General features: G+C 68.1%; 16 protein-coding genes. 11 read left to right on the plus strand and 5 right to left on the minus strand.

The annotated features are described in order from the left end of the window. Positions 1-19: 19 nt before the first annotated feature. The 3 genes from fusA (at position 20) to ACIRR9_RS26445 (ending at position 6,713) form a co-directional block, all read left to right on the plus strand. On the plus strand, positions 20-2,146 hold the full coding sequence (fusA, locus tag ACIRR9_RS26435) for an elongation factor G (RefSeq protein ID WP_365341526.1): 2,127 nt from the start codon (positions 20-22) through the stop codon (positions 2,144-2,146). Between the two features lie 171 nt (positions 2,147-2,317). After that, a complete protein-coding gene (tuf, locus tag ACIRR9_RS26440) occupies positions 2,318-3,511 on the plus strand; it encodes an elongation factor Tu (protein ID WP_123974815.1) in 1,194 nt (397 codons plus the stop codon). Between the two features lie 181 nt (positions 3,512-3,692). Then, positions 3,693-6,713 (plus strand): glycosyl hydrolase 115 family protein, encoded by a 3,021-nt coding sequence (locus ACIRR9_RS26445; RefSeq protein WP_403756314.1) that lies wholly within the window; start codon positions 3,693-3,695, stop codon positions 6,711-6,713. 17 nt (positions 6,714-6,730) lie between these two features. On the opposite strand, the gene ACIRR9_RS26450 is transcribed toward ACIRR9_RS26445, so the two are convergent. Continuing rightward, entirely contained in the window at positions 6,731-6,982 is a 252-nt protein-coding gene (locus ACIRR9_RS26450; RefSeq protein WP_403756317.1) for a hypothetical protein, read from the minus strand. A gap of 14 nt (positions 6,983-6,996) precedes the next feature. Then, positions 6,997-9,939 carry an FG-GAP-like repeat-containing protein gene (locus tag ACIRR9_RS26455; RefSeq protein WP_403756319.1) on the minus strand — a complete coding sequence of 981 codons (2,943 nt, stop codon included), beginning with the start codon at positions 9,937-9,939 and terminating at the stop codon, positions 6,997-6,999. Between the two features lie 81 nt (positions 9,940-10,020). Between ACIRR9_RS26455 and ACIRR9_RS26460 the strand changes: the two genes are divergently transcribed. Continuing rightward, on the plus strand, positions 10,021-16,008 hold the full coding sequence (locus tag ACIRR9_RS26460; protein WP_403756322.1) for a ricin-type beta-trefoil lectin domain protein: 5,988 nt from the start codon (positions 10,021-10,023) through the stop codon (positions 16,006-16,008). Next, positions 16,005-16,520 carry a HEAT repeat domain-containing protein gene (locus ACIRR9_RS26465; RefSeq protein ID WP_403756324.1) on the plus strand — a complete coding sequence of 172 codons (516 nt, stop codon included), beginning with the start codon at positions 16,005-16,007 and terminating at the stop codon, positions 16,518-16,520. The genes ACIRR9_RS26460 and ACIRR9_RS26465 overlap by 4 nt, the downstream gene beginning before the upstream one ends. A gap of 48 nt (positions 16,521-16,568) precedes the next feature. On the opposite strand, the gene ACIRR9_RS26470 is transcribed toward ACIRR9_RS26465, so the two are convergent. Further along, on the minus strand, positions 16,569-16,715 hold the full coding sequence (locus tag ACIRR9_RS26470) for a hypothetical protein (RefSeq protein ID WP_403756327.1): 147 nt from the start codon (positions 16,713-16,715) through the stop codon (positions 16,569-16,571). Positions 16,716-16,852: 137 nt separating this feature from the next. Continuing rightward, the gene (locus ACIRR9_RS26475; RefSeq protein ID WP_403756330.1) at positions 16,853-18,244 is read right to left on the minus strand and encodes a S41 family peptidase; all 1,392 of its coding nucleotides are present in this window, start codon (positions 18,242-18,244) and stop codon (positions 16,853-16,855) included. 565 nt (positions 18,245-18,809) lie between these two features. Between ACIRR9_RS26475 and ACIRR9_RS26480 the strand changes: the two genes are divergently transcribed. The 3 genes from ACIRR9_RS26480 (at position 18,810) to ACIRR9_RS26490 (ending at position 21,126) form a co-directional block, all read left to right on the plus strand. Further along, positions 18,810-19,685: a helix-turn-helix domain-containing protein gene (locus tag ACIRR9_RS26480; RefSeq protein ID WP_403756333.1), complete on the plus strand. Its 876-nt coding sequence runs from the start codon at positions 18,810-18,812 to the stop codon at positions 19,683-19,685. Beyond that, on the plus strand, positions 19,682-19,969 hold the full coding sequence (locus ACIRR9_RS26485; RefSeq protein ID WP_403756335.1) for a DUF397 domain-containing protein: 288 nt from the start codon (positions 19,682-19,684) through the stop codon (positions 19,967-19,969). The genes ACIRR9_RS26480 and ACIRR9_RS26485 overlap by 4 nt, the downstream gene beginning before the upstream one ends. Before the next feature lie 650 nt (positions 19,970-20,619). Then, positions 20,620-21,126, plus strand: coding sequence for a hypothetical protein (locus ACIRR9_RS26490; protein ID WP_403756382.1), 507 nt, complete (start codon positions 20,620-20,622; stop codon positions 21,124-21,126). A 72-nt stretch (positions 21,127-21,198) separates the two neighbouring features. Here the strand turns inward: ACIRR9_RS26490 and ACIRR9_RS26495 are convergent, their stop codons facing one another. After that, positions 21,199-21,552, minus strand: a complete 354-nt coding sequence (locus tag ACIRR9_RS26495) for a hypothetical protein (protein ID WP_403756338.1) — start codon at positions 21,550-21,552, stop codon at positions 21,199-21,201. 79 nt (positions 21,553-21,631) lie between these two features. Here ACIRR9_RS26495 and ACIRR9_RS26500 point away from each other — a divergent pair, with 79 nt between their 5' ends. From ACIRR9_RS26500 to ACIRR9_RS26510, 3 genes are all read left to right on the plus strand, one after another. Next, positions 21,632-22,279, plus strand: a complete 648-nt coding sequence (locus ACIRR9_RS26500) for a hypothetical protein (RefSeq protein ID WP_403756385.1) — start codon at positions 21,632-21,634, stop codon at positions 22,277-22,279. Between the two features lie 4 nt (positions 22,280-22,283). Continuing rightward, positions 22,284-22,742: a hypothetical protein gene (locus ACIRR9_RS26505; protein WP_403756341.1), complete on the plus strand. Its 459-nt coding sequence runs from the start codon at positions 22,284-22,286 to the stop codon at positions 22,740-22,742. Between the two features lie 66 nt (positions 22,743-22,808). Beyond that, positions 22,809-23,021, plus strand: coding sequence for a bacteriocin immunity protein (locus ACIRR9_RS26510; RefSeq protein ID WP_403756343.1), 213 nt, complete (start codon positions 22,809-22,811; stop codon positions 23,019-23,021). Positions 23,022-23,286 lie beyond the last annotated feature (265 nt).

The following is a 23,286-nucleotide window of genomic DNA, read 5'->3' on the forward strand; positions in this document are numbered from 1 at the left end:
GAGAGAAGACCGAAGCCTTATGGCTACCACTTCACTTGACCTGGCCAAGGTCCGCAACATCGGGATCATGGCCCACATCGACGCGGGCAAGACGACCACCACCGAGCGGATCCTGTTCTACACCGGCGTTTCGTACAAGATCGGTGAGGTCCACGACGGCGCCGCCACCATGGACTGGATGGAGCAGGAGCAGGAGCGTGGCATCACGATCACCTCTGCTGCCACCACCTGTCACTGGCCGCTGGAAGACGTCGACCACACCATCAACATCATCGACACCCCGGGGCACGTCGACTTCACCGTAGAGGTGGAGCGCTCCCTGCGCGTGCTCGACGGTGCCGTGACGGTGTTCGACGGCGTCGCCGGTGTCGAGCCGCAGTCCGAGACGGTGTGGCGTCAGGCGGACCGCTACGGCGTCCCGCGTATCTGCTTCGTCAACAAGCTCGACCGGACCGGTGCCGAGTTCCACCGCTGCGTCGACATGATCAGCGGCCGCCTGGGCGCCACGCCGATCGTCATGCAGCTCCCGATCGGTGCCGAGGCCGACTTCAAGGGCGTCGTCGACCTGGTCACGATGAAGGCCTTCGTGTGGTCCGCCGAGGCGGAGAAGGGCGAGATGTACGACGTCGTCGACATCCCGGCCACCCACACCGAGGCTGCCGAGGAGTACCGCGGCAAGCTCGTCGAGACCGTCGCCGAGAACGACGACGAGATCATGGAGCTGTACCTGGAGGGCCAGGAGCCTTCCGTGGAGCAGCTGTACGCCGCGATCCGTCGCATCACCATCGCGTCCGGCAAGTCCGACGGCGTCACCGTCACCCCGGTGTTCTGCGGTACCGCGTTCAAGAACAAGGGCGTCCAGCCCCTGCTCGACGCGGTCGTGCGCTACCTGCCCTCCCCCCTGGACGTCGAGGCCATCGAGGGCCACGACGTGAAGGACCCGGAGGTCGTGGTCAAGCGCAAGCCGTCCGACGACGAGCCGCTGTCCGCGCTGGCGTTCAAGATCATGAGCGACCCGCACCTCGGCAAGCTCACCTTCGTCCGGGTCTACTCGGGCCGCCTGGAGTCCGGCAGCGCTGTGCTGAACTCCGTCAAGGGCAAGAAGGAGCGCATCGGCAAGATCTACCGCATGCACGCGAACAAGCGTGAGGAGATCGAGTCGGTGGGCGCCGGCGACATCATCGCCGTCATGGGTCTGAAGCAGACCACGACCGGTGAGACGCTGTGCGACGACAAGGCCCCGGTGATCCTGGAGTCCATGGACTTCCCGGCCCCGGTCATCCAGGTCGCCATCGAGCCCAAGTCGAAGGGCGACCAGGAGAAGCTGGGCATCGCGATCCAGCGCCTGGCCGAGGAGGACCCGTCGTTCCAGGTCCACTCGGACGAGGAGACCGGCCAGACCATCATCGGTGGTATGGGCGAGCTGCACCTCGAGGTGCTGGTCGACCGTATGCGCCGTGAGTTCAAGGTCGAGGCCAACGTCGGCAAGCCGCAGGTCGCGTACCGCGAGACGATCCGTCAGGCCGTCGACCGCGTCGACTACACCCACAAGAAGCAGACCGGTGGTACCGGTCAGTTCGCCAAGGTGCAGATCGCGATCGAGCCGATCGAGAGCGGCGACGCGTCGTACGAGTTCGTGAACAAGGTGACCGGTGGTCGTATCCCGAAGGAGTACATCCCTTCGGTCGACGCCGGTGCGCAGGAGGCCATGCAGTTCGGCATCCTCGCCGGCTACGAGATGACCGGCGTCCGCGTCACGCTCCTCGACGGTGGCTACCACGAGGTCGACTCCTCCGAGCTCGCCTTCAAGATCGCCGGCTCGCAGGCCTTCAAGGAGGCCGCGCGGAAGGCCAAGCCCGTTCTCCTTGAGCCGATGATGGCCGTCGAGGTCACCACGCCCGAGGACTACATGGGTGAGGTCATCGGCGACATCAACTCCCGCCGTGGCCAGATCCAGGCCATGGAGGAGCGGGCCGGTGCCCGCGTCGTGAAGGGCCTCGTGCCCCTCTCGGAGATGTTCGGTTACGTCGGCGACCTGCGCAGCAAGACGTCCGGCCGGGCCAGCTACTCCATGCAGTTCGACTCCTACGCCGAGGTTCCGCGGAACGTCGCCGAGGAGATCATCGCGAAGGCCAAGGGCGAGTAGCGCACCGCGTTCCACGCACCGCGCGCACACGCTTTAGGCTTGACCCCGGAGCCTCACGGGTCGTTCCTCCGCATTCGTGGTGGAACGACCCGGGGCCCGGGACACACCAGCAAAGATCACCTGGCGCCGATTGAACCAAGGCGTACAGAACCACTCCACAGGAGGACCCCAGTGGCGAAGGCGAAGTTCGAGCGGACTAAGCCGCACGTCAACATCGGCACCATCGGTCACATCGACCACGGTAAGACGACCCTCACGGCCGCCATTACCAAGGTGCTGCACGACGCGTACCCGGACCTGAACGAGGCGACCGCGTTCGACAACATCGACAAGGCGCCCGAGGAGCGTCAGCGCGGTATCACCATCTCCATCGCGCACGTCGAGTACCAGACGGAGACCCGTCACTACGCGCACGTCGACTGCCCGGGTCACGCGGACTACATCAAGAACATGATCACGGGTGCCGCGCAGATGGACGGCGCGATCCTGGTCGTGGCCGCCACCGACGGCCCGATGCCGCAGACCAAGGAGCACGTGCTCCTGGCCCGCCAGGTCGGCGTTCCGTACATCGTCGTCGCCCTGAACAAGGCCGACATGGTGGACGACGAGGAGATCATGGAGCTCGTCGAGCTCGAGGTCCGTGAGCTCCTCTCCGAGTACGAGTTCCCGGGCGACGACCTGCCGGTCGTCAAGGTCTCCGCGCTGAAGGCGCTCGAGGGCGACCCCGAGTGGACCCAGTCCGTCCTGGACCTCATGACCGCTGTCGACGAGGCCATCCCGCAGCCCGAGCGTGACGTCGACAAGCCGTTCCTGATGCCGATCGAGGACGTCTTCACGATCACCGGTCGTGGCACCGTCGTCACCGGTCGTATCGAGCGTGGTGTCCTCAAGGTCAACGAGACCGTCGACATCATCGGCATCAAGACCGAGAAGACCACCACCACGGTCACCGGTATCGAGATGTTCCGCAAGCTGCTCGACGAGGGCCAGGCCGGTGAGAACGTCGGTCTGCTGCTCCGCGGCATCAAGCGCGAGGACGTCGAGCGCGGCCAGGTCATCATCAAGCCGGGCTCGGTCACCCCGCACACCGAGTTCGAGGCGCAGGCCTACATCCTGTCCAAGGACGAGGGTGGCCGCCACACGCCGTTCTTCAACAACTACCGTCCGCAGTTCTACTTCCGTACGACGGACGTGACCGGCGTCGTGACCCTCCCCGAGGGCACCGAGATGGTCATGCCGGGTGACAACACCGAGATGTCGGTGCAGCTCATCCAGCCCATCGCCATGGAAGAGGGCCTGAAGTTCGCCATCCGTGAGGGTGGCCGCACGGTCGGCGCCGGCCAGGTCATCAAGATCACGAAGTGATCCCGGCCCGCAAGGGCTGACCAGGCAGGCCCGAAGAGGCCCGTACGACTCCGGTCGTACGGGCCTCTTCGCTGTCTTCGCTGCCCGAAACTATTCGACGTGTACGACCCCTGGTTCCCCGGGAGCCGCCCGCCCCACCATTTGTCATGCCGCTGACCAAATTCGGGTGGAGGGGTGAGGCATGTCGGTGCGTCGTAGGACCGTGCTGGGCGCGGGAGTCGCCGCGGTGCAGGTGCCGGTGCTGTCGCCGGGAGTCGGGGTCGCACGGGCCGCGGGCGACGGTGATGGTGATGGCGAGGATGGCGGTCCGCGGGTGACGGATCCCGGTGCGTACATCTCCTTCACCGCCGCCGACGGGGCCTTCCCCCTGGTCGGCGTGCCCGTCGTGGTGAGCGCCGACGACCACCCCGGAGTGGTACGGGTGGCGGGCGACCTGCGCGACGACATCGAGCGGGTGACGGGGGTACGGCCGGGCGACACGGTCGCCCGCCGGGTGGTGCTGGTCGGCACGATCGGCCGCAGCCCGCTGATCGACGGCCTGGTGGCGGCCGGCAGGCTGGACGTCTCCGGGGTCCGCGGCCGCTGGGAGACCTCGCTCCAGACGGTGGTCGAGCATCCGATGCCCGGAGTGGAGAAGGCGTTCGTCATCGCGGGCAGCGACCCGCGCGGCACGATCTTCGGGGCGTACGACGTCTCGTACGGCATCGGGGTCTCGCCCTGGTACTGGTGGGACGACGTGCCGCCGGTCCATCGCGACGGCGTATGGGTGCTGCCCGGCCGGTACACGCAGGGCACGCCGGCGGTGCGGTACCGCGGTTTCTTCGTCAACGACGAGAACCCGGCGCTGGGGACCTGGGCCCCCGCGCACTTCGGCCCCGGCAAGGCCCCCGGCTATCCCGGCGGCTTCAACGCGGACTTCTACGCCCGTGTCTTCGAGGTGCTGCTGCGCCTGAAGGGCAACTACCTCTGGCCGGCGGTGTGGGGAAGGGCGTTCGCGGAGGACGACCCGGAGAACCACCGGCGGGCCGCCGCATACGGTGTTGTCATGGGCACGTCTCACGAGGCGCCGATGATGCGGGGCATCGAGGAGTGGAACCGGCACGCGGGCGCCGGGACCGACCCCTACGGGGGCACGGGCGAGTGGTCGTACCTCCGTAACTCCGAGGCGCTCAGGGCGTATTGGCGGGCCGGCATCCAGCGCATGGTGGACCAGGGCTTCGAGGGCGTGGTCACCCTCGGCATGCGCGGCAACGGTGACACCGGCCTCCCCGACGGCGACGGCATCGAGCTGATGCAGGAGATCATCGCGGCGCAGCGGCAGATCATCGAGGAGGTGACGGGGAGACCGGCCGCCGAGACCCCGCAGGTGTGGACGCTCTACAAGGAGGTCCAGCGGTACTGGGACCGTGGCCTGAGGGCACCCGACGATGTCACCGTCGTCCTGACGGACGACAACTGGGGCAACATCCGCAAGCACCCGTCTCCCGAGGAGCCGCGCGGCGGCGGATACGGCCTGTACTACCACTTCGACTACGTGGGCGCCGGCCGCAACTACAAGTGGGTCGACACCGCGAACCTCCGCAACGTCTGGGACCAGCTCCACCAGGCGCACGCCTACGGCAACCACGGCCTGTGGGTGGCGAACGTGGGCGATCTGAAGGGCAACGAACTGCCGACGGAGTTCTTCCTCACCTACGCCTGGAACCCCGAGCGTTGGGACTTCGACCGGCTGGGCGAGTGGGAACAGAGGTACGCGAGCCAGAACTTCGGCGCGGCGATAGCCGCGGAGGTCGCTGAACTCCTGGCTTCCTACGGCCAGTTGCAGGCGCGCCGCAAACCCGAGCTGCTGAACCGCCGGATCACGCTCTCCGGCACCGGCGCGGTGGTGTACGACGACGAGCAGACCCCTTTCCACTTCGGCCACCGTGAGCTGGAGCGGGTCACGGAGGAGTGGCGGGAGCTGGGAAGACGGGCGGCGCGGATCGGACGCCGGCTGCCCGAGGCGGCCCAGGACGCGTGGTTCGAACTGGTCGGGTACGAGGTGGCGGCGACCGCGAACCTGTACGCGCTGCGGGAGGCCGAGTTCACGAATCTACGCTATGCCCGGCAGGGCAGGGCCGCGACCAACGACCGTGCGACGGAGGCGGAACAGGGCCTGGAGCGGGACCTCGCCCTGGCCGACCGCTTCAACTCTCAGGTGGCGGGCGGCAAATGGCGGGGCTTCCAGAGCCAGCCCCACATCGACTACGGCGACGTGGACCGCTACGGCCCCAACGCGCCCTGGCAGCAGCCGGAGAAGGACAACGTGGCGCTGCCGGACGTGCTGTTCCCGGCGGTACGGAGGATCGAGGTGCCGGAGGCGGCGGGGCTGGGGGTGTCGGTGGACGGTGAGGACGATTCGGGCACGTTGCCGCCGTTCAGCCCGTACCAGACCCGGCCGCAGCAGTACATCGAGGTGTTCAACCGGGGCCGTACCCCCTTCGACTACCGGGTGGATTCCTCGGTGCCGTGGCTGACGGTGGACCGGCCGCGGGGGCGGGTGACGCAGCAGGTCAGGCTGGAGGTGCGGGTGGACTGGTCCCGGGCTCCGGGCGGCCGCTCGGAGGGGACGCTGACGGTGAGCGGGGCGGGGGAGCCGGTGACGGTGGGGTGCGTGGCGGAGCAGCCGTCGGCGCGGGGGCTGCGGGGCTTCGTCGAGGCGGGCGGCTATGTGGCGATCGACGCGGAGCACCACGACCGTGCGGTGGGGGAGTGGCGCCGGCTGACGGGGATCGGCCGGACCGGGGCGGGGATGACGGCGTGGCCGGTGACGGGGGGTTGGGCACCGGATGCCCGGCCTCGCCTGGAGTACGAGGTGAGCCTGCTGTCGGCCGGGGAGGTGACCGTGTGGGCGTACCTGTCCCCGCGCAATCCGGCGCTGGGGACGAGCGGACTGCGCTACGCCGTGTCCTTCGACGGCGACGAGCCGCAGTCCGTGGACATCACGACAGGCGCTGACGACGGCTTGCTGAACGTGGTGTGGGCGAGGAACACGTCGGACAACGTGAACCGTTCCGCGACGAGGCATGCGATCACACGCGCGGGAGTCCACCGCCTGACCTTCTGGGCGGTGGACCCCACGGTGGTGCTGCAACGCCTGCTGATCGACACGGGCGGCCTGACACCGACATATCTGGGGCCGTTGGAGAGCCGGCGGCTGTAGGCAAGCACCGCCATGGTTCAGCGGTCCGGCGAGACCGAAGCCCTCAGCTCCTCATCGGTGACCTCGCCGGCGAACCAGCCTGCCACGGCATGCGTCTGCCGCATCGTCAGTGCGAACACCTTCTTCGCGCAGAGCGCGGCGCGCATCTGGAAGGTGCCGAGGCGCGGGTCGCGGCGGCGCGCTTCTCGCAGGACATCCACGACGTCCTGGTTCCCTTCGGCCATCACCCTTTCCAGCAGCCGTTCCCAGTCAGCGTTCCGGTCGTCCATGCCCTTCCTGTCCATCAGCCGAAGGCCAGCTTCCCCGTCCAGGTGCCGATCACCGTGGTGTAGCTTCCGATCGCCGTCTTGCCGCCGTAGTAGAGACGTACGCTGCCGTCGCTCATGTGGGCGTACAGGTCGGGGACCGAGTCGGAGTTGACGTCCGGGACGGCGAAGAAGCGGGGTACGTCGGTGCCGGCCCAGCCACTGGCCGCGTACTCGGTGTCGGCGCCTCCCGCGCCCGCCGCGGAGTTGGCGAGCGACATGATGTCCACGCCGGTGCCCGCCGAGTTGGCCTTGCCCTTGCGCAGGATCAGCCGGCCGGAGTCCGTCGTGCGGTAGAGCATGTCGGCGATCCCGTCGCCGCTGATGTCGGCGACCGTGACGATGTCGCGGGTGGTCCAGGCGCTACCGGTGTTCAGCAGCGTGGCGTCGGCGAAGGAGCCGCCGGTGTAGCCGGTGAACGCCCAGTACTGGGTGCCGGAGGTCATGAACAGGTCCGGCCGGCCGTCGCCCGTGACGTCCCCGACGGCCAGGATCTGGTCGAAGGCGGACGGGTCGGGCACGGTCACACTGGCTCCCGTGGTGTCCGTGCCCTTGGCGGGCAGCAGGAGCGGCAGTCGGGCGCAGGTGTTGAAGCCGCCGAAGCCGTCACCGGGATAGACGTAGAGCTTGCCGTCGCCCATGCGGGCGATGAGGTCCCGCAGGCCGTCGCCCGGGTAGTAGTCGCCGGTGTGGGTGATGAGCGCGTCCTTCCAGCTGAGGCCGGAGGAGGTGCAGCCGTCGGTGTAGGCGGTGTTCTTGGTGACCTCGCCGTAGGACGGGTTCATGCCGACGAACAGGTCGCCCTTGTCGCCGGACGGATAGTTGCGCAGGTCGTAGTGGGTGACGCCGTCGTCGTCGGTGGACGTGGTGATGGCCAGCAGATCGGGCTTGTCGTCACCGGTGAGGTCGGCGGCGGTCTCGTCGCGGTCCTTGGGGCTGACGAACACCTTGTACACGTCCGGTGTCACCGACTCGTTGCCCGCGGCGTCGACGGCCTTGACGTAGAGGAGGGCAGGGCCCGCCAGCGGCGGAGTGGTGGAGATGACCGCCGTGGTCGAGGTGCCCTTGATGACCTTGCCTGCCGTGGTGGTGCAGCTGTTGAGGTCCGAGAGTGCGGCCGTCTTGTTGTACGACGTGTTGTTCCAGCTGTAGGCGTACTTGGTCACCTTGTCCGCGGCGGGGTTGGTGAAGGTGACGCAGCCGGACTGGCTGAAGACGGCCTTGCTCCACTCGTCCTCGCCGGAGTCGTTCGACGGGTCCGCCTCACCGAAGTCGTCGGAGGCGGTGGCCGGGGTCTTCGGGGCCTTGGTGTCCAGGTAGAAGTAGCAGGTGTAGCTGGTGGGCGACTGGGCCGGGTAGTCGTCCTTGACGTAGACGTTCCAGTGGTACAGGCCGTCCTTGAGGATGCTGTTGCCCTTGGAGTCCGTGTTGTCGAACCTGTAGGTGGCCGTGGTCTTGTCGTCGGCGTCCGCTTCCCTGTTGTAGTACGTGCCCGTCGTGTCGTTCTTCAGGTACAGGTGGAAGACGTCCAGGTCCTTCCTGCCGTCCGGATCCGAGACGGACGCGGAGAACGTGATCTGGTCGTTGTCGCCGATCGTGACGTACGGCTTCTCGGTGGTGCACTTGCCCGGGCTCATCTTGAGCTTCGTGGGCTTGTTCGGCTTGGTGTTGAAGGTGACGTCGATGTTCGGGCCGGCGTTGTCGTTCGTGGCCTGGAACTTCTTCCACGCGTACTGGTCGTCCTCGTCGGAGGCGCGGATGCCCAGCGTCCAGTGGTTCAGGCTCTTGTCGGCCGCGTACTGAGCGGCGTCCTGGACGTCGAACGTGGTGTTCCCGGCGGCACAGCTCTTCTTGTAGCCCTTGGCGTACGACTTGGTCTCGAGGCGGGAGTTCCAGCTGGGCTGGTTGTTCCAGCTGGTCTTCTTGTCGATGTCACCGGTGCGCCACACCTGTACCTCGCGCTTGGAGCAGGACCAGGCGTAGTTCTCCTTCATGTTGAGCGTGGCCGACTTGATGGACGTGGTGCGCAGCTTCTCCGGCCAGTCCAGGGTGAAGAAGGATCGGCCGGTGCCGAAGGTGTCGGACTCGTAGCCGACGCGGGCTTCGTTGGTGCCCTTGTTGAAGCCGCGTCCGTTGAAGAAGGTGGCGTCGGCCCAGCTGCCGCGTTTGTAGGCGGTGGTCCAGTTGCCCGCGTCGGTGTTGGTGCTGGGGTCGATGAAGACCGGATACCTGGTGGCCGTCTTGCCGGTGCCGGTGAGCAGGGCCTGGTCCGGCGAGAGGGTGATGGTGCCGTCGTCGGCCAGGGTGGGGTCGATACGGGACGTGTGGGTGCCGGGCTGCGGGCCGGTCAGGCCAGGGAACTCCTGGTCGATGGCGGTCGTTTGGGGCGTGACGACGGCGTTCTCGTCACCGGCGGGCTGGGTGGCGGCGGGGTCGGCGGAGGCCGTGGCCTGGGTGGGGGTCGCGGTGGCGTCGCCGTCGGTCTCGGTGGTGGCGGTGCCGGTGGGTTCGGCGGCGGCCTTGCCGGAGTCGGTGTCCGCGTTCTGGTCCTCGGCGCCGTGAGCGCGGGCGGCGTCGTCCGCGTCGGCAGTGGGTTCGTCGCTCGCCGTGGCCGTGGTGCCCGGCGTCGGATCGGGGTCGTCCGGGCCGCCGTCGGCGTGGGTGAGGTTGTCGGTGCTGGCTTCCTTGCCTGCCGAGTCCCACATCAGCAGAGTCGGCGTGTCCGCCACGTCGTTGTCGTCGGCGTCGTAGGCGTGGATCGAGCCGCTGCTCGGGTCCAGCTTCATCGTCAGACCGGGGGAGGAGAGTCCGTACGAGATGGTCTTCAGCGCCGGATTGCTCGCCGCCTCGGCCGACTTGACGACCAGGACCTCCGAGAAACCGCCGTCGTTCGCGGCGACGACCCCGAGGAACCCTGCCACGCGGACGCCTTCAAGGACTCCTCCTGCTACCAGGCCTGGGCATGGCAGCTCGACGAGGTCGTCGACCTGCACGGCAACGCCATGGTCATCTCCTACCAGCAGGAGGAGAACTACTACGCCAGGAACAAGGCGACCAAGTCGGCCGTCAAGTACGACCGGGCCTCCTACCCGCTGACCATCGAGTACGGCCTGGACAAGGACGACCTGGGCGCGGTCCCGGCCGCCAAGGTCCAGTTCGAGACCGACGAACGCTGCCTGAACGCGAACAACGGCAAGTGCGACAAGGACGACTTCACGTCCAGCGACCCGGCGAAGTACCGCGTCTGGTACGACACCCCGCACACGCTGCTGTGCAAGTCGGCCACGTCCAAGCAGTGCCCGACCTTCCCCTCCTTCTGGACCCGCAAGCGCCTGGAGAAGGTCGTCACCTGGGCCCACCGGGACGGCACCAGCACCCTCCACCCGATCGACGAGTGGACGCTGACCCATGCCTTCAACGGCGAGTGGTACCAGACCTCACCCGGAATGTGGCTGTCCAGCATCCAGCACGGCGCCTACGACACCGACACCACCGACCCGGACGACGTGCCCAGCGCGGCCGCGACCCTGCCCCCCGTCGTCTTCGACGGCACCGCGATGCCCAACCGGGTGCGCAACGACAGCAAGGACGAGGAACTCAGCTACATCCACCCCCGCATCACCGGCATCATGGACGAGAACGGCAAGAAGACCGTCGTCGACTACAACAACGGCTGCACCTACGCACCCGCGACGACCGACATCGCCGACAACACGGCCGCCTGCTACCCGGTGCACTGGTCGCCCGACGAGAGCGTCGAGAACCCGCCGCTGGCCTGGTTCAACAAGTACACGGTCGCCCGGGTGAAGGAGCAGGACACGGTCGTCAGCACGACCGCGCTCGCCTCACCGGACCTCGTCACGACCTACACGTACGGGGGCGGCGGCTACTGGGCCAAGAGCGACGCCGAGTTCACCAAGCCGTCGCAGCGCACCCACAGCGACTGGCGCGGCTACGCCTACGTGACGACGGAGACCGGCGACCCGGACGGCTCCGCCGCCACCCGCTCCAGGACGACCACCTACTACCTGCGCGGCTCCGGCAAGCCCCTGAAGGACGACACCGGCGCCCCCCTCGGCTCCGACGACGCCGACGAATACGCCGGCCAGGCGGCCGAGACCGTCACCTACCTCTCCGCGGAGGCCGCGGCGGCCGCACACAGCCGCGTGATCACCGTCCCCGGCGCCACCACGGAGACCGCACGCCGCAAGCGCACCGGCGACTCCGATCCGGTCGCCCGCCGCTCCTACCTGCGCCGTGTCGACGACCTCACCGCCTACAACGGCAAGTGGCGCGGCACCCGCACCACCACGACCGTCGACGGCGACGGCCTGGCCAAGCTGAGCGAGGTCTCCACCGTCACCCTGTCCTCGCCCGCCGACACCACCCCGGCGACCGACGACACCACCTGCACCTACACCGCCTTCGACAACAAGGAGTCGGTCAACCTCTACGGCCTGCCCAAGCGGGTCCTGACCACGGCCACCGACTGCGATGACGTCACCACCGCCCTCGTCGCCAAGGTCGTCTCCGACGTCACCACCGGCTACAACACGGCCGGCGACGCCACCGGTGAGAAGACCCTCAACGGCGAGGGCACCGCGAGCGTCACCAGCTCCACCACCGAGTACGACAGCTACGGCCGCGCCACCAAGGTCAGCGACGGTGCCAGCCCCGCCCACGAGACGAAGACCGTGTACAACCCGGGCAGCAGCGCCTACGTCGTCACCGGCACCACGGTCACCAACGCCAAGCAGCAGGCGACCGTCACCACCCTCGACCCGGCGCGCGGTCTGACCCTCACCACCAAGGACCCCAACGGCAACGTCACCCGCTACGCCTACGACCTGCTCGGCCGCCTGACCACCGGCTGGCTGCCCGGCGACGACGACGCCCTGCCCAGCACGAAGATCAGATACGCGCTCGGCGCCAGGACCCCGACCCGGGTCACCACCAGCAGCCTCCGCGACAACGGCACCTACAGCGACTCGGTCACCTTCTACGACGGCATGATGCGCACCGTCCAGACCCAGTCGCCGGACGCCACCGGCCTCGGCCGCCTGGTCAGCTCGGTCCGCTACGACGACCACGGCAACGCGGCCCGCACCGACAACGGCTACTACGTCCTGGGCCTGCCGGCGCAGTCCTGGTACCTGCCGACCAGCCAGCAGCCGATCCCCAACTCCACGAAGACGACGTACGACGGCCTCGGCCGCCCGGTCAGGACGACCAGCCTGCACCACAACGCCGAGTTCGCGTCCAGCACGAACACGTTCAGCGACACGGACGCCTCGGTCACCGTCGTCCCGCCGGCCGGCGCCACCGCCACCAAGACGATCGGCGACGCCCTCGGCCGCGCGGTCCGGCAGATCACCTACACCAACGCCGACCTCTCGGCGAACACGTACACCGACACGACGTACGACCCGCTGGGCAACCGCACCCAGATCAAGGACAAGTCCGGCCGTGTCTGGTCCTGGACCTACGACTCCCGGCACCGCGTCCTGACCAGCACCGACCCCGACTCCGGCTCCAGCCGCACCTGGTACGACGACCAGGACCACGTCACCCAGACCAAGGACGGCTCCGGCAAGGTCCTGCACTACGACTACGACCCGCTCGGCCGCAAGAAGTCCCTCACCGTGGGCTCGGCGAGCCTGCCCTCGGTGGAGTGGACGTACGACACGGCCCCGGGCGGCATCGGCATGCCGGCCACGTCGGTCCGCCACACCACCCCGGGCACCTCGGCCGGCGACATCGTCACCGAGGCGTCGGGTTACACGGATCAGGGCCGGCTCACCGGCAAGACGGTCACGGTCCCGGCGATCAGCGGCCAGACCAACAACCTCTCCGGCTCGTATCACTGGTCGTACAGCTACACCCGCACCGGCAAGGTCCAGTCGACCACGCTGCCCGCCACCCCCGGCGGCATGGCCACGGCCGAGAAGGTCATCACCCGCTACAACGCCCAGGACCTGCCGGTCTCCACCTCCGGCTGGGACTGGTACACGACGGGCGCGATCTACAACCCGTACGGCCAGATCACCCGCACCACGACCGGCCAGAACCCGTACCGGGTGTGGACCAGCGCCCTGTACGACGAACCGACGGGTCTTCTCCTCCACTCCTACGCGGCCACCCAGACGACCGGCGGCCTGGTCTCCCAGACGGCCTACGCCTACGACCAGGCGGGCAACACCAGCCTCCTGGCGACGGGTTCGACCTCCGGGTCCACCACGACCTGGGACAACCAGTGCTTCACGTACGACGCCCGGGGCCAGCTGGTCGAGGCGTGGACCGGCGCGACGGCGAAGTCGTGCACGGACTCCACGGGCAGTACGTGGAAGGCGACGGACGACTCGGCGACGGCGTCGGGCGGCGTGGGCACCACCCCGTCGGCATCGACGATCGCGACCGGCTCCGCCGCCTACGGCTCCCTCCCGTACTGGCAGTCGTACCGCTACGACGACCTGGGCAACCGCACGACGGTCACGAACCACAGCACCCAGCGCACATCGGCCGGCGCCCTCGACACGGCGCTCGACGGCTCGACCTCGTACGCCTACGGCGACACGACTCAGCCGGACACCCTCACCGGCTGGACGGAGAAGTCGGTCATGCCGGCGGACTCGGGGACGAAGACGGTCACCGAGGCGAACTCCGCGACCTATGACGACGCCGGCCGCACCGACACCCGCACCATCAACGGCGACACCCAGTCGTTCCTGTACGACGGTGAAGGCCTGCTGGCCTCGGTCTCCGGCTTCGGCGCGGGCAAGGGCGCGATCACCGGCCCCGGTGGCCTCTGCCTGGACGACGCGGGCGGCACGACCACCGACGGAAACGTCATCCAGATCTACACCTGCAACGGCTCGGCGGCGCAGCGCTTCAGCGCGAACGGCGGCAAGCTGACGGTGCAGGGCAAGTGCGCGACGGCCGCGGGCACGGCATCGGGCTCGGTGATCACGCTCCAGACCTGTGTCCCCGACGCCACGAACCAGTCCTTCGTGCTCCGCGCGGACGGCACGTTCTACAACGCGGCCTCGAAGCTGTGCATGAACGCGGCGACGGCGACGGTGAGCCAGGACCTGACCCTGGCCGCCTGCACGGCGAGCGCGTCGACACAGAAGTTCACGATCCAGTCGACCACGTCGTACCTCTACGACGCGGACGGCAACCGGATCGCGAAGACGACCGGCGGCTGGACGACCCTGTACCTCGGCGAGACCGAGGTCATGGGCTCGCAGACCAGCTCGGCCACCCGGGCCATCCGCAGCTACGGCCAGGCCGGCGCACCGACGGTGGTCCGCTACACCGGCAGCGCCACGTCGTCCCACACGCTGGTCGCGGAGATCACCAACACACAGGGCACCGGCACGCTCCAGATCAAACTCGCGTCCGGGATGGCGATCCAGAGCCGTTCCTACGACGCCTGGGGCAACCAGCGTGGTGACCTGGGCCTGTCCAGGGGCTGGCAGGACTCCCGCACCTACATCGGCGGCCAGGACGAGTCCAGCACGGGCCTGATCCACCTGGGCGCGCGTGACTACGACCCGGTGACGGGCCGCTTCACCACCCTCGACCCGGTCATGGACTTCTCCGACCTCCTCCAACTGGGCGGCTACGCCTACGCGGACAACAGCCCGGTCACCAAGGAGGACCCCAACGGCGAGTTCTGGGGCTTCTCCCAGATCGCGCATGCCGCATGGAGCGCGACGAAGACGGTCGCCCACGTGGCGTACGAATACTCGGGCGTCGCGGACATCGTCAACTGCGCCACGAACCCGACGCTGGGCTCCTGCCTGATGGCCGCGGCGACGATCATCATCACGGTCGCCACGTTCGGCGAGGGCGGCCTGGCCCTGGCTGCGGCCCGCGGCGGCATGCGCTTCGGCGGCGGGGTACTGGCACGCGGCGCCGAACAAGCGGCCGTGAAGACGGCGGAGAAGACCGTCGCGAAGACCGCGGCCAAGGCGGTCGAGAAGAAGGTCGTGAAATCCGCCGAGGAGAAGGCGGCGAAGGCGGTCGAGAAGAAGGCCGTCAAGTCGGCCGAGAAGTCGGCGGCGAAGACGGCGGAGAAGGACGCCGGCAAGACCGCGGAGAAGGACGCGGGCAAGGCGTCCGACGCGGGCGAGGACGCGGCCGAGTCCGGCGGCAAGTGCAACAGCTTCACGCCGGACACACGCGTGCTGCTGGCCGACGGCAAGACCAAGGCCATCAAGGACCTCAAGCCCGGCGACAAGGTCAAGTCCACCGACCCGGTCCTCGGCGGCCTCGGCACCCAGAGCGTCACCGCCACCATCCAGGGCCACGGCACCAAGCACCTGGTCCGCCTGACCCTCTCCAACGGCAAATCCATCACCGCGACCGACGGCCACCCGATCTGGCTTCCGAAGCTGCACCGCTGGGCGAAGGCGAAGGAACTCCGCTCGGGCGACTGGCTGCAGACGTCGGCCGGCACATACATCCAGATCACAGCGGTCCGGGCGTGGACCCAGACGGCAACGGTCAACAACCTGACCGTCTCCAGCACGCATACGTACTACGTGCTCGCGGGGGCGACGGCGGTCCTCGTCCATAACTGCCCTGCCAAGGCGGAATCCGGAGGAGCCGACGAAGCAGGCGAGACGTACTACCGTACGATGAGCCCGGAGCACTTTTCCAAACTCAAGGAAACCGGGGATTTGTCGGCCACAAGCGAGACGTTTATTTCACCTACGCAGAGTTTCTCCGAGGACTATGAAGGCGTCTTGGTCAAATTCACGCTCCGCTCCGGAACGACTGATGCGCTGAAGGAGATCGGTGTGCGGGACGTTTCGGCTGCAACAAGCGAGGCTTTCCCTGATATGGCAGTGATCGGGAAGCGTTGGGCCAGGCGGTCGGCGTTCTTCAAGGCCGAAGGAAGCCAGATCAATATCGGTCTGGGGCGTGGCAAGGCTCTCGATATCTTCAATGACGCCATCACCGACTTTGAGGAGATCGCCAGATGACACCAGAGGAGCGGCGGTTGGTCATGTCGCTGGTTGTCGTGCCGGGGCGCGGTCCCGAAATGTCACCCGACGAGTTCCTCCGTCGATTCGGAGCGGACGACGGGCGGGAACTGGGCCTCGCCTTGTTGCGGGACGCCGTCGATCGGCATGACGGACTTGACGTCGAGATGGCGCTCATCGTCTGTGCGACATTCGGTTTTACGGCGGATCATCTCCCACTGCTCGTGCAGCTGATCCCGGTGGACTGGCACCACAAGCACGAGGACGTCGTGACCGCGCTGGGCGGGTTGCGGACACCTGAAGCGGTCGACGCGCTCTATGAAGCCGCACAGTGGGTACCCAAATACCTCGACTACGACGAGAGTCGGGCATTGGCCAAGAAGGCGATCCGGGCGCTCAGCCGAATTCCCGGTCCCGCGGCGGAGCGGGCGATGGCCCGATTGTCCGAGTCGGACAGTGAAATTGTCGGCGAATACGCTCAAGCGCAATTTGCCCGCCGCCGGGAAGCCTGAGGAAACTGAGGCGCCTCACGTTTCTCGGACAGCGTCTGGCTGTTGATTTCACGCGGCGATTCGCAACTTCTGGTACTCGGCGTGGACTTCGTACGGAGGGCGGGTGAAGGTCCGAGTGGACTGGATCCTGCCGTCCCCCGACCGCTCGAACGAGGTGAAGCGGTCGGATGCGGGCGCGGCGTACGGGATCTTCATGACTCGTTCGGACGCGCCCGCATCTGCCGAAGATCTGGCCCAGGCGCGCCGGATCGATCAGACCAATGGCCTCAGACGGATGGCACGGCAACTTGCCCGTGTTGAGAAGTACCTGACGGCCGAGCAACGCGAGACGGTCAGAAGGTGGGCCGCAACAGCTTCACCGCCCGGTCGAACGCCGAGTCCCGGTTCTTTGTGAACTCCTCGGTCGTGAAGACCGGTTCGGTGATCTCGGGTGGGATGCCGGTGCCGTCGAAGGTGCGGCCGGTGCGGGTCAGGAACTCCTCGTTCGGGAGCCAGGCCGACATGCCGTTGGGGAGGTAGCGGACCAGGATGTCCGAGAAGACGCCCTGTGTCGGCCGGCCGATGCGGACCGTGCGGCCGGGGCGGTCGATGAGGGCCTGGGTGAAGGTCTCGCCGGCGCTGATCGTCGAGCCGCTGGTGAGGAGGGCGACCGGGCCGGTGTAGAGGGGGCCCCGGGCAGGGACGACCTGGATCGGCTCGGGGCGGGTGTGGCGGGTCGGGTCGGCCGGGATGTTGCGGGCGCGCTTGGAGTAGGCGACGTACGGGACGTCCGTCAGTCGCTCGGCGATATGGATGCCGAGGGCGTCGGAGCCGCCGCCGTTGATGCGGAGGTCGATGATCAGGCCCTGCATGGTGCGGGCGCGGACGGGGGTGAGGACGGTGTCCAGAGCCCGGCCGAGTTCGGTGAGGTCGGCGGAGTACGCGTCGTCGTCCGGGTCGTATCCGTCGAAGTCGGAGATCCGCAGGTACCCCAGGCCGTTGCCGAGGTCCGCGAAGGTGATGAGGCCGTCGGCGAAGTCCTGCCGGTCGGTGGCTTCCTTGAGGTCGCGGTCGATGACGAACTTCTTCACCTTGGCGTCGAGCTCCGGCCCCGGCACATCGGTGCCCGGCCGCCCCACGCCGTAGTGGCGGTTGCCGTCCTGGACGAGCACGTGCGCGTCGTGGAGCGGTGTGATCATGCGGCTGAAGATGTCGAAGAGCTCGCTGCGGGTGGTGTCCCGGTGCACGAGGGGCCGGTAGTGGTTCCGTACCGCGTGCCAGTCGATGCCCTTGGCCGCGAAGAAGGGGTAGTTCTCCTCGAAGGACTGCCAGAAGACGTCGAAGGAGGCGCGGGGGTCGGACGAGGGCAGGCGGCCCGTCGAGGGCGGGTGGGTGCAGGTGGCGGGCAGGGAGCCGATCCGTTGCAGCCGCCGGTACCCGACCGAGCTGTCGTCGCTGAGCTGGGCGCGTCGGCCGTCGGGTGCGGGTCGCAGAGTGAGGACGTCGCCGTCGTCGGAGTCGTACGTCCCCTGTTTCGCGGCCGCCCCCGAGAAGTCCCCCTTGAGACAGCTGACGGCTGTCGTCTGGTACTCCTGCAGCCCCCTGCCGTCGACGGCCAGGACGGTCCCGTACCCGTCCGTGCGCCACACGCCGTCCAGGTTCGCCCCGGCATCGGGTGTTCCCGGCGCCGTGGCGGCGAGGGCGAGTACGAGGAGGAGAGCTCCGGTCCCGACGACGTTTCGCACGATGGCGTCCTTCCACCCACACGCGACTGACGCTTGCGCCCATCACGTTGCCGGACCCGGAGAGCCTCGGCCATCCGGCAGACGGGTGGGACGGGGGTGGGGGGCTCCAGGGTGAGCGCCGGACCGCAGAGGCCGCCGGGAACGGTGAGCAGACGGGACCTCTGCCTTCGTCCCGCAGTTCACGTACATCGACAGCCGGAAGCCCCGCCCCGCGACCCGGCCGTGTGTCGCCGCGTTCACGGCCAGTTCGGCGACGACATGCGCCGCGGCCTCCAACGGTAGCCCCCACACGCGCAGTTGCTCCGTCGCCGGCAGCCGGGCGAGCCGTGCGCCTCTTCGCGTGGGCGACAGCAGCACGCTGAAGTTGCGGATCGGGCAGTCGAGGGGGGGTGGAGATTTGCTGGTTCACGTCACTCAGCGTGGCCGCGCATGCTTACCGTGAACAGTGACTGCGCCGTTGCGTACGGTCACCGTCCACGGCTTGTCCGGTGCTGTCCGGGCTGTCGGGGGCGGGCGTACGGGTAGGGCGTCGTCGCGGCACGGTCGTACGACGGAGGGGTGCGGGATGAGTGTGGACGGCGCGGTGGCTCGGCTCAAGAGCGAGGCGGACGAGCCCGGTTGGGAGGTGGATCCCGACGACGAGTGGGGCGTCGCGGTGATCGCCACGGTCGGGCGCCAGCTGAAGCTGCGGCGGGAGGCAGTGGGGATGCGGGCCGCCGAGTTCGGGGTGGCGGTCGGGTACGGGGAGGACCTGGTCTACAAGATCGAGAGTGGGAAGCGGATTCCCCGGCCCGAGTATCTGGACAGGGCGGACGAGGTGTTGGGGGCGGGCGGGTTACTGGCGGCGATGAAGGAGGACGTGGCGAAGGTCCGGTATCCGAGGAAGGTGCGGGAGCTTGCCAAGATGGAGGCCCGGGCCGTTGAGATCGGCGTGTACGTCGGGCTCAGCATCCATGGTCTGTTGCAGACCGAGGAGCACGCGCGCGCATTGTTCGAGGCGCGGCAGCCTCCTTACTCGGAGCACGAAGTGGAGCGTATGGTCGCGGCCCGCGTTGCACGGAAGGCGATCTTCGAGCGGTCGCCTGCTCCAGCGCTCAGTTTCGTACTGGAAGAGGCCCTGTTGAGGCGGCGGGTGGGAGGCACAATGGTGTGGCGCCGCCAGCTCGAACATCTAGTGGAGGTGGCACAGATGCGCAACGTGACGTTCCAGGTGATGCCGACGGAAACCGACGCCCACCCGGGTGTGGACGGCAAGATCGAGGTCCTGAAGTTCGAGGACGGCATGGCCGTGGGGCGATCCGACGGAGCCTTCAGCGGCCGACCGATTTCCGATCCCAAGCAGCTCCGGGTCCTTGAGCTGCGGTATGGCATCATCCGGGCCCAGGCTCTCACGCCGGGGGAGTCGCTCGCCTTCATCGAGCAAGTGCTAGGAGACACATGATTCGCGAAGCGTCTGCCGGAGAAACCTCTGGACTCACCTGGTTCAAAAGCAGCTATAGCGACGGCACAGAGGGCGACTCCTGCGTGGAAGTGGCGCTGGCCTGGCACAAGAGCGGCTACAGCAGTGGCAGCGAAGGCGACTCCCGCGTCGAGATAGCCACCACCCCCACCACCATCCACATCCGCGACTCCAAGAACATCGCATCCCCCTCCCACGGGCCCCACCTCACCTTCCCGCCCGCCACCTGGACCGCGTTCCTCTCCTACGCGGCCACCGGCGAGTGAGATACGCCCGCGAACTCTTCGCACCGCTCGGTGGAGTGGTGGCCGTGGGTGCGGTGAACGCCACCGGAACCTGGGCGCCGGCCGATGCTTCGGTGGGCGCGTTCCTGGAAAGCCGGCGGCAGGAGTGGGACCGTCTCTTCGCCGCCGTCTGCGCACTCTGCGCGTTCGACGGCGATGAAGCCGGAGCGGAAGCCGACAAGCTGGGCTACTTCCGCGACTACGAGCTGTCGCCGCCGATCCTCGTCCTCTGGTCGGCCGGAGTGACGGGAGTCGAGAGCCTGCGCGACCCGTCGCCGTCGACCGTACGCCGTATGTGCCGGATGGCCGCCGACCTGCAACTGTCGGAGTTCCTGGACATGTTGGTGGCGGTGGGCCTGGACGCCGGCACGGACGCGGCCAGGGGCGCACCCCAGGTCACCGAGATCCTCACCATCGCCTGCGCCTTGGCGGACCCGACCGGCGACATCGCCCCTTCCCACGTCCACCGCATGTGGCGGGTGGCCCACCTGCCGTCGATGCTCCGCCCCGACTCACCCACCCCCGACCGCATCAGGGCGGGCTTCAGGTCATACGACGAGGCGCTGGAGTACCTGCTCACACGCCCGCCGGAGCGGGGCTACCGCTACGTCGGCCCGGCCGAACTCGCGGCCATGTCAGCGCAGCCCACCGGCACAGGCAGCCTGATCACCTCCGTGTCCGACTTCTCGACCTGGGTCGGACGACAGTCACCAGCGGAGCTGGCCGAGCCGTTCACCTACGTCGTCGGCCTCGACGGGCGGCTGCGGCTCGCGCCCCGCCGTAGCGAACACGTGGCCTGCGCGGGTGGAGCAGCCGTACTGGGCGCCGGGGAGATCACGTTCGTTCGGGAGGCGGACCACTGGACGGTCGGCGAGGTCAGTAACCAGTCGACCGGTTACTGCCCCGATGTCACCTCCTGGCCCGCGGTCGCGCGCGCACTCGACCGCATCCCGCTCGGACACCCCGCCGGCTTCACCTACGAGGTGGTGTTCCGCCGCTGCCCGCGCTGCGCGGAGCACAACATCGTCCGTGAAGCCGACTTCGTCTGTGTCTTCTGCGGCAGCGAACTGCCGACGACATGGAACGTGGACGCGTCACGTATCGAAACGGATCTCCGCAGCCGGAGCCACGGTGGCTGAGCGCCCCGCGTACCGGCCGAGGAACGAGTCCGCGCTGTCCTTGTCGAGGACCGCGTCCGCCATGATGCCGACCTACTCGGCCTTGTTCCCCGTGCCGCCACCCTGCTGCTGGCCGCCGCCCTCCGGCTGTACCGCGTCCTTCGCCTTCTTCGCGAGGTCGTCGTCCAGCTTCTTGAACTCGCGGACGACGGTGTCGGACATGTCGGCGAGCGAATCGATCTGCTTGGTGATGTCCTCGCGGCCGTCGTGCCAGTTGGACTCGAAGTCGTCGAGGGCGTCGTAGACCGTGCCGCTGCCGATGTCGTCCTGGTACGACTCGAACATCTTCTTGGTGTGGTTCAGGCGTTCCTTGATGGAGCGCAGCTGGCGGCCGTAGTCCTCCAGCTCGCTCAGCGGTATCGCGAGGTCGCTCTTGCCTTTGCCCACGTGACCGTCCCCCGTTCGCGCATCTCGTAGTCTGGGCCGCACCGTATATCAGATCATCGGGGGAGGGGTGGCGTACACCATGGGCCGCTATATGGAGGCGCTCACCATCGAGCGCGGCGGATTCCGGATCAAGGTGCCGGAGTCGTGGTGGGAGTTCGACGTACGGCCGGAGTCGCGCGACGACTCGATCCGGCGGATGGTGAACGAGCGGATCGCCCAGTACCCGGAGCTGGCGCAGTACCGGGACACGTACGTCGGCTTCCTGCGCAAGTCGGCGGCGGATGCGTGGAAGTCGGGCGCGATGTACTGCGGTTGCATGGCGGAGAGCTTCGGCGGCGACACCCCGATCACGGGCTCGGTCACGGTGTCGCTGGTCGGCGGCCGTACGCGCGATGGCGCGCCCCTCTCCAACGACCCGGCCGCCATCGCCGCCCAGCTCGCGCCCAAGGAGGCCCATCGGGAGGGTGACTCCTGGCGCAAGGTGACCACCGTGGACATCCCCGGCGTGGGCCCCGCCGCGCGCACGTACGGCATCGAGGACATCCCGATGCCCGAGGACAGCCTCAACCGCACGATCCGCGCGGTCCTGATGCAGACGTTCATTCCGGTCCCCGGCCAGGAGGGCAAGGTCGCCCTGGTCGCCGGCAGCAGCCAGGTCCTCGACCTCGCCGACTCCTTCTTCGACATCTTCGACGCGATCACGTCGACGTTCCGCTTCGCGGACTGACCCTGTGCAGTGGGAGACCGGTGAGGGTCTGCTGGGGCTCGCCGACCCCGCGGAGTGGGACGCCGCGTTCGAGCGCGGCGAGGACCATCTCGGTACGGCGGTGATCGGGCTGGCTCTCAACTGCCCTCTGGAGGAGGCATCGCCTCGGATCCTGCGGGCCATGATGCTGCCGGACCGGAACCAGCGAGGGTACGCCTTCACCGCCGCCGGCACCGCGGCCCGCCTCAACGGCCGACTGACCCCGGAGTTGTACGAGGCACTGCGCACGGAGGTCCAGGACGGCCGGGCCGAGGACGCGATCGGCGACACGCTGACGTTCGTGCCGTACCGGGACCTGCCGCCGTGGCTCAAGCGCCGGTGGGTGTACGTCACGGTGCGCGGCAAGCTGGAGTACTGGTGGCTGCGGTGCGCGGACGCGGTCGAAGACGGCCGACGGGCCCTGCGTGGACGCCGCCCCCGCTGAACGGACGGCCGGGACTGAACACGGCGACTTCGCCGAACACTTCGGCCGAGCCGAGAGGATGCTGACATGCCTTCGAAAACCCGTGACGAACTCATTCGGCTGGTTCAGCAGATCATGGACGCGCGCCTCCCCGAGCGGGAACAAGACGCGCTGCTGGAGGAACTGAAGCAGAGTGTCCTGCATCCCCGGGTGAGCGACTTGATCTACCACTCGGACCCGGAGCTCACGGCCGAGGAAGTGGTGGACCAGGCTATGGCCTACCGTCCGATCGCATTGTGAGCCTGACCCGCCGGGCTTCACCTCGAACGGTCGTTCCTTGTAAGTTCGCGTGTGCACAGGGTTGTTGACGGGGCGAACGCGACGGGGGTTGCGGGGACATGGCGGGTTATCGACCGGCGGACTGGCATCCACTCGACCTCGACAGGGACCCGACCCCGGGCGACCCACAACGCGTCCGCACCCTCGCCCAGCAGCTGCACGACTTCGCCGACGACGTCTCCGACGCGCTCCGCCTGGTCAAGGGCATGGCCGGCGAGGACACCCT

This window comes from Streptomyces sp. NPDC101234, from assembly GCF_044767525.1.
Classification (GTDB): Bacteria; Actinomycetota; Actinomycetes; order Streptomycetales; family Streptomycetaceae; genus Streptomyces; species Streptomyces sasae.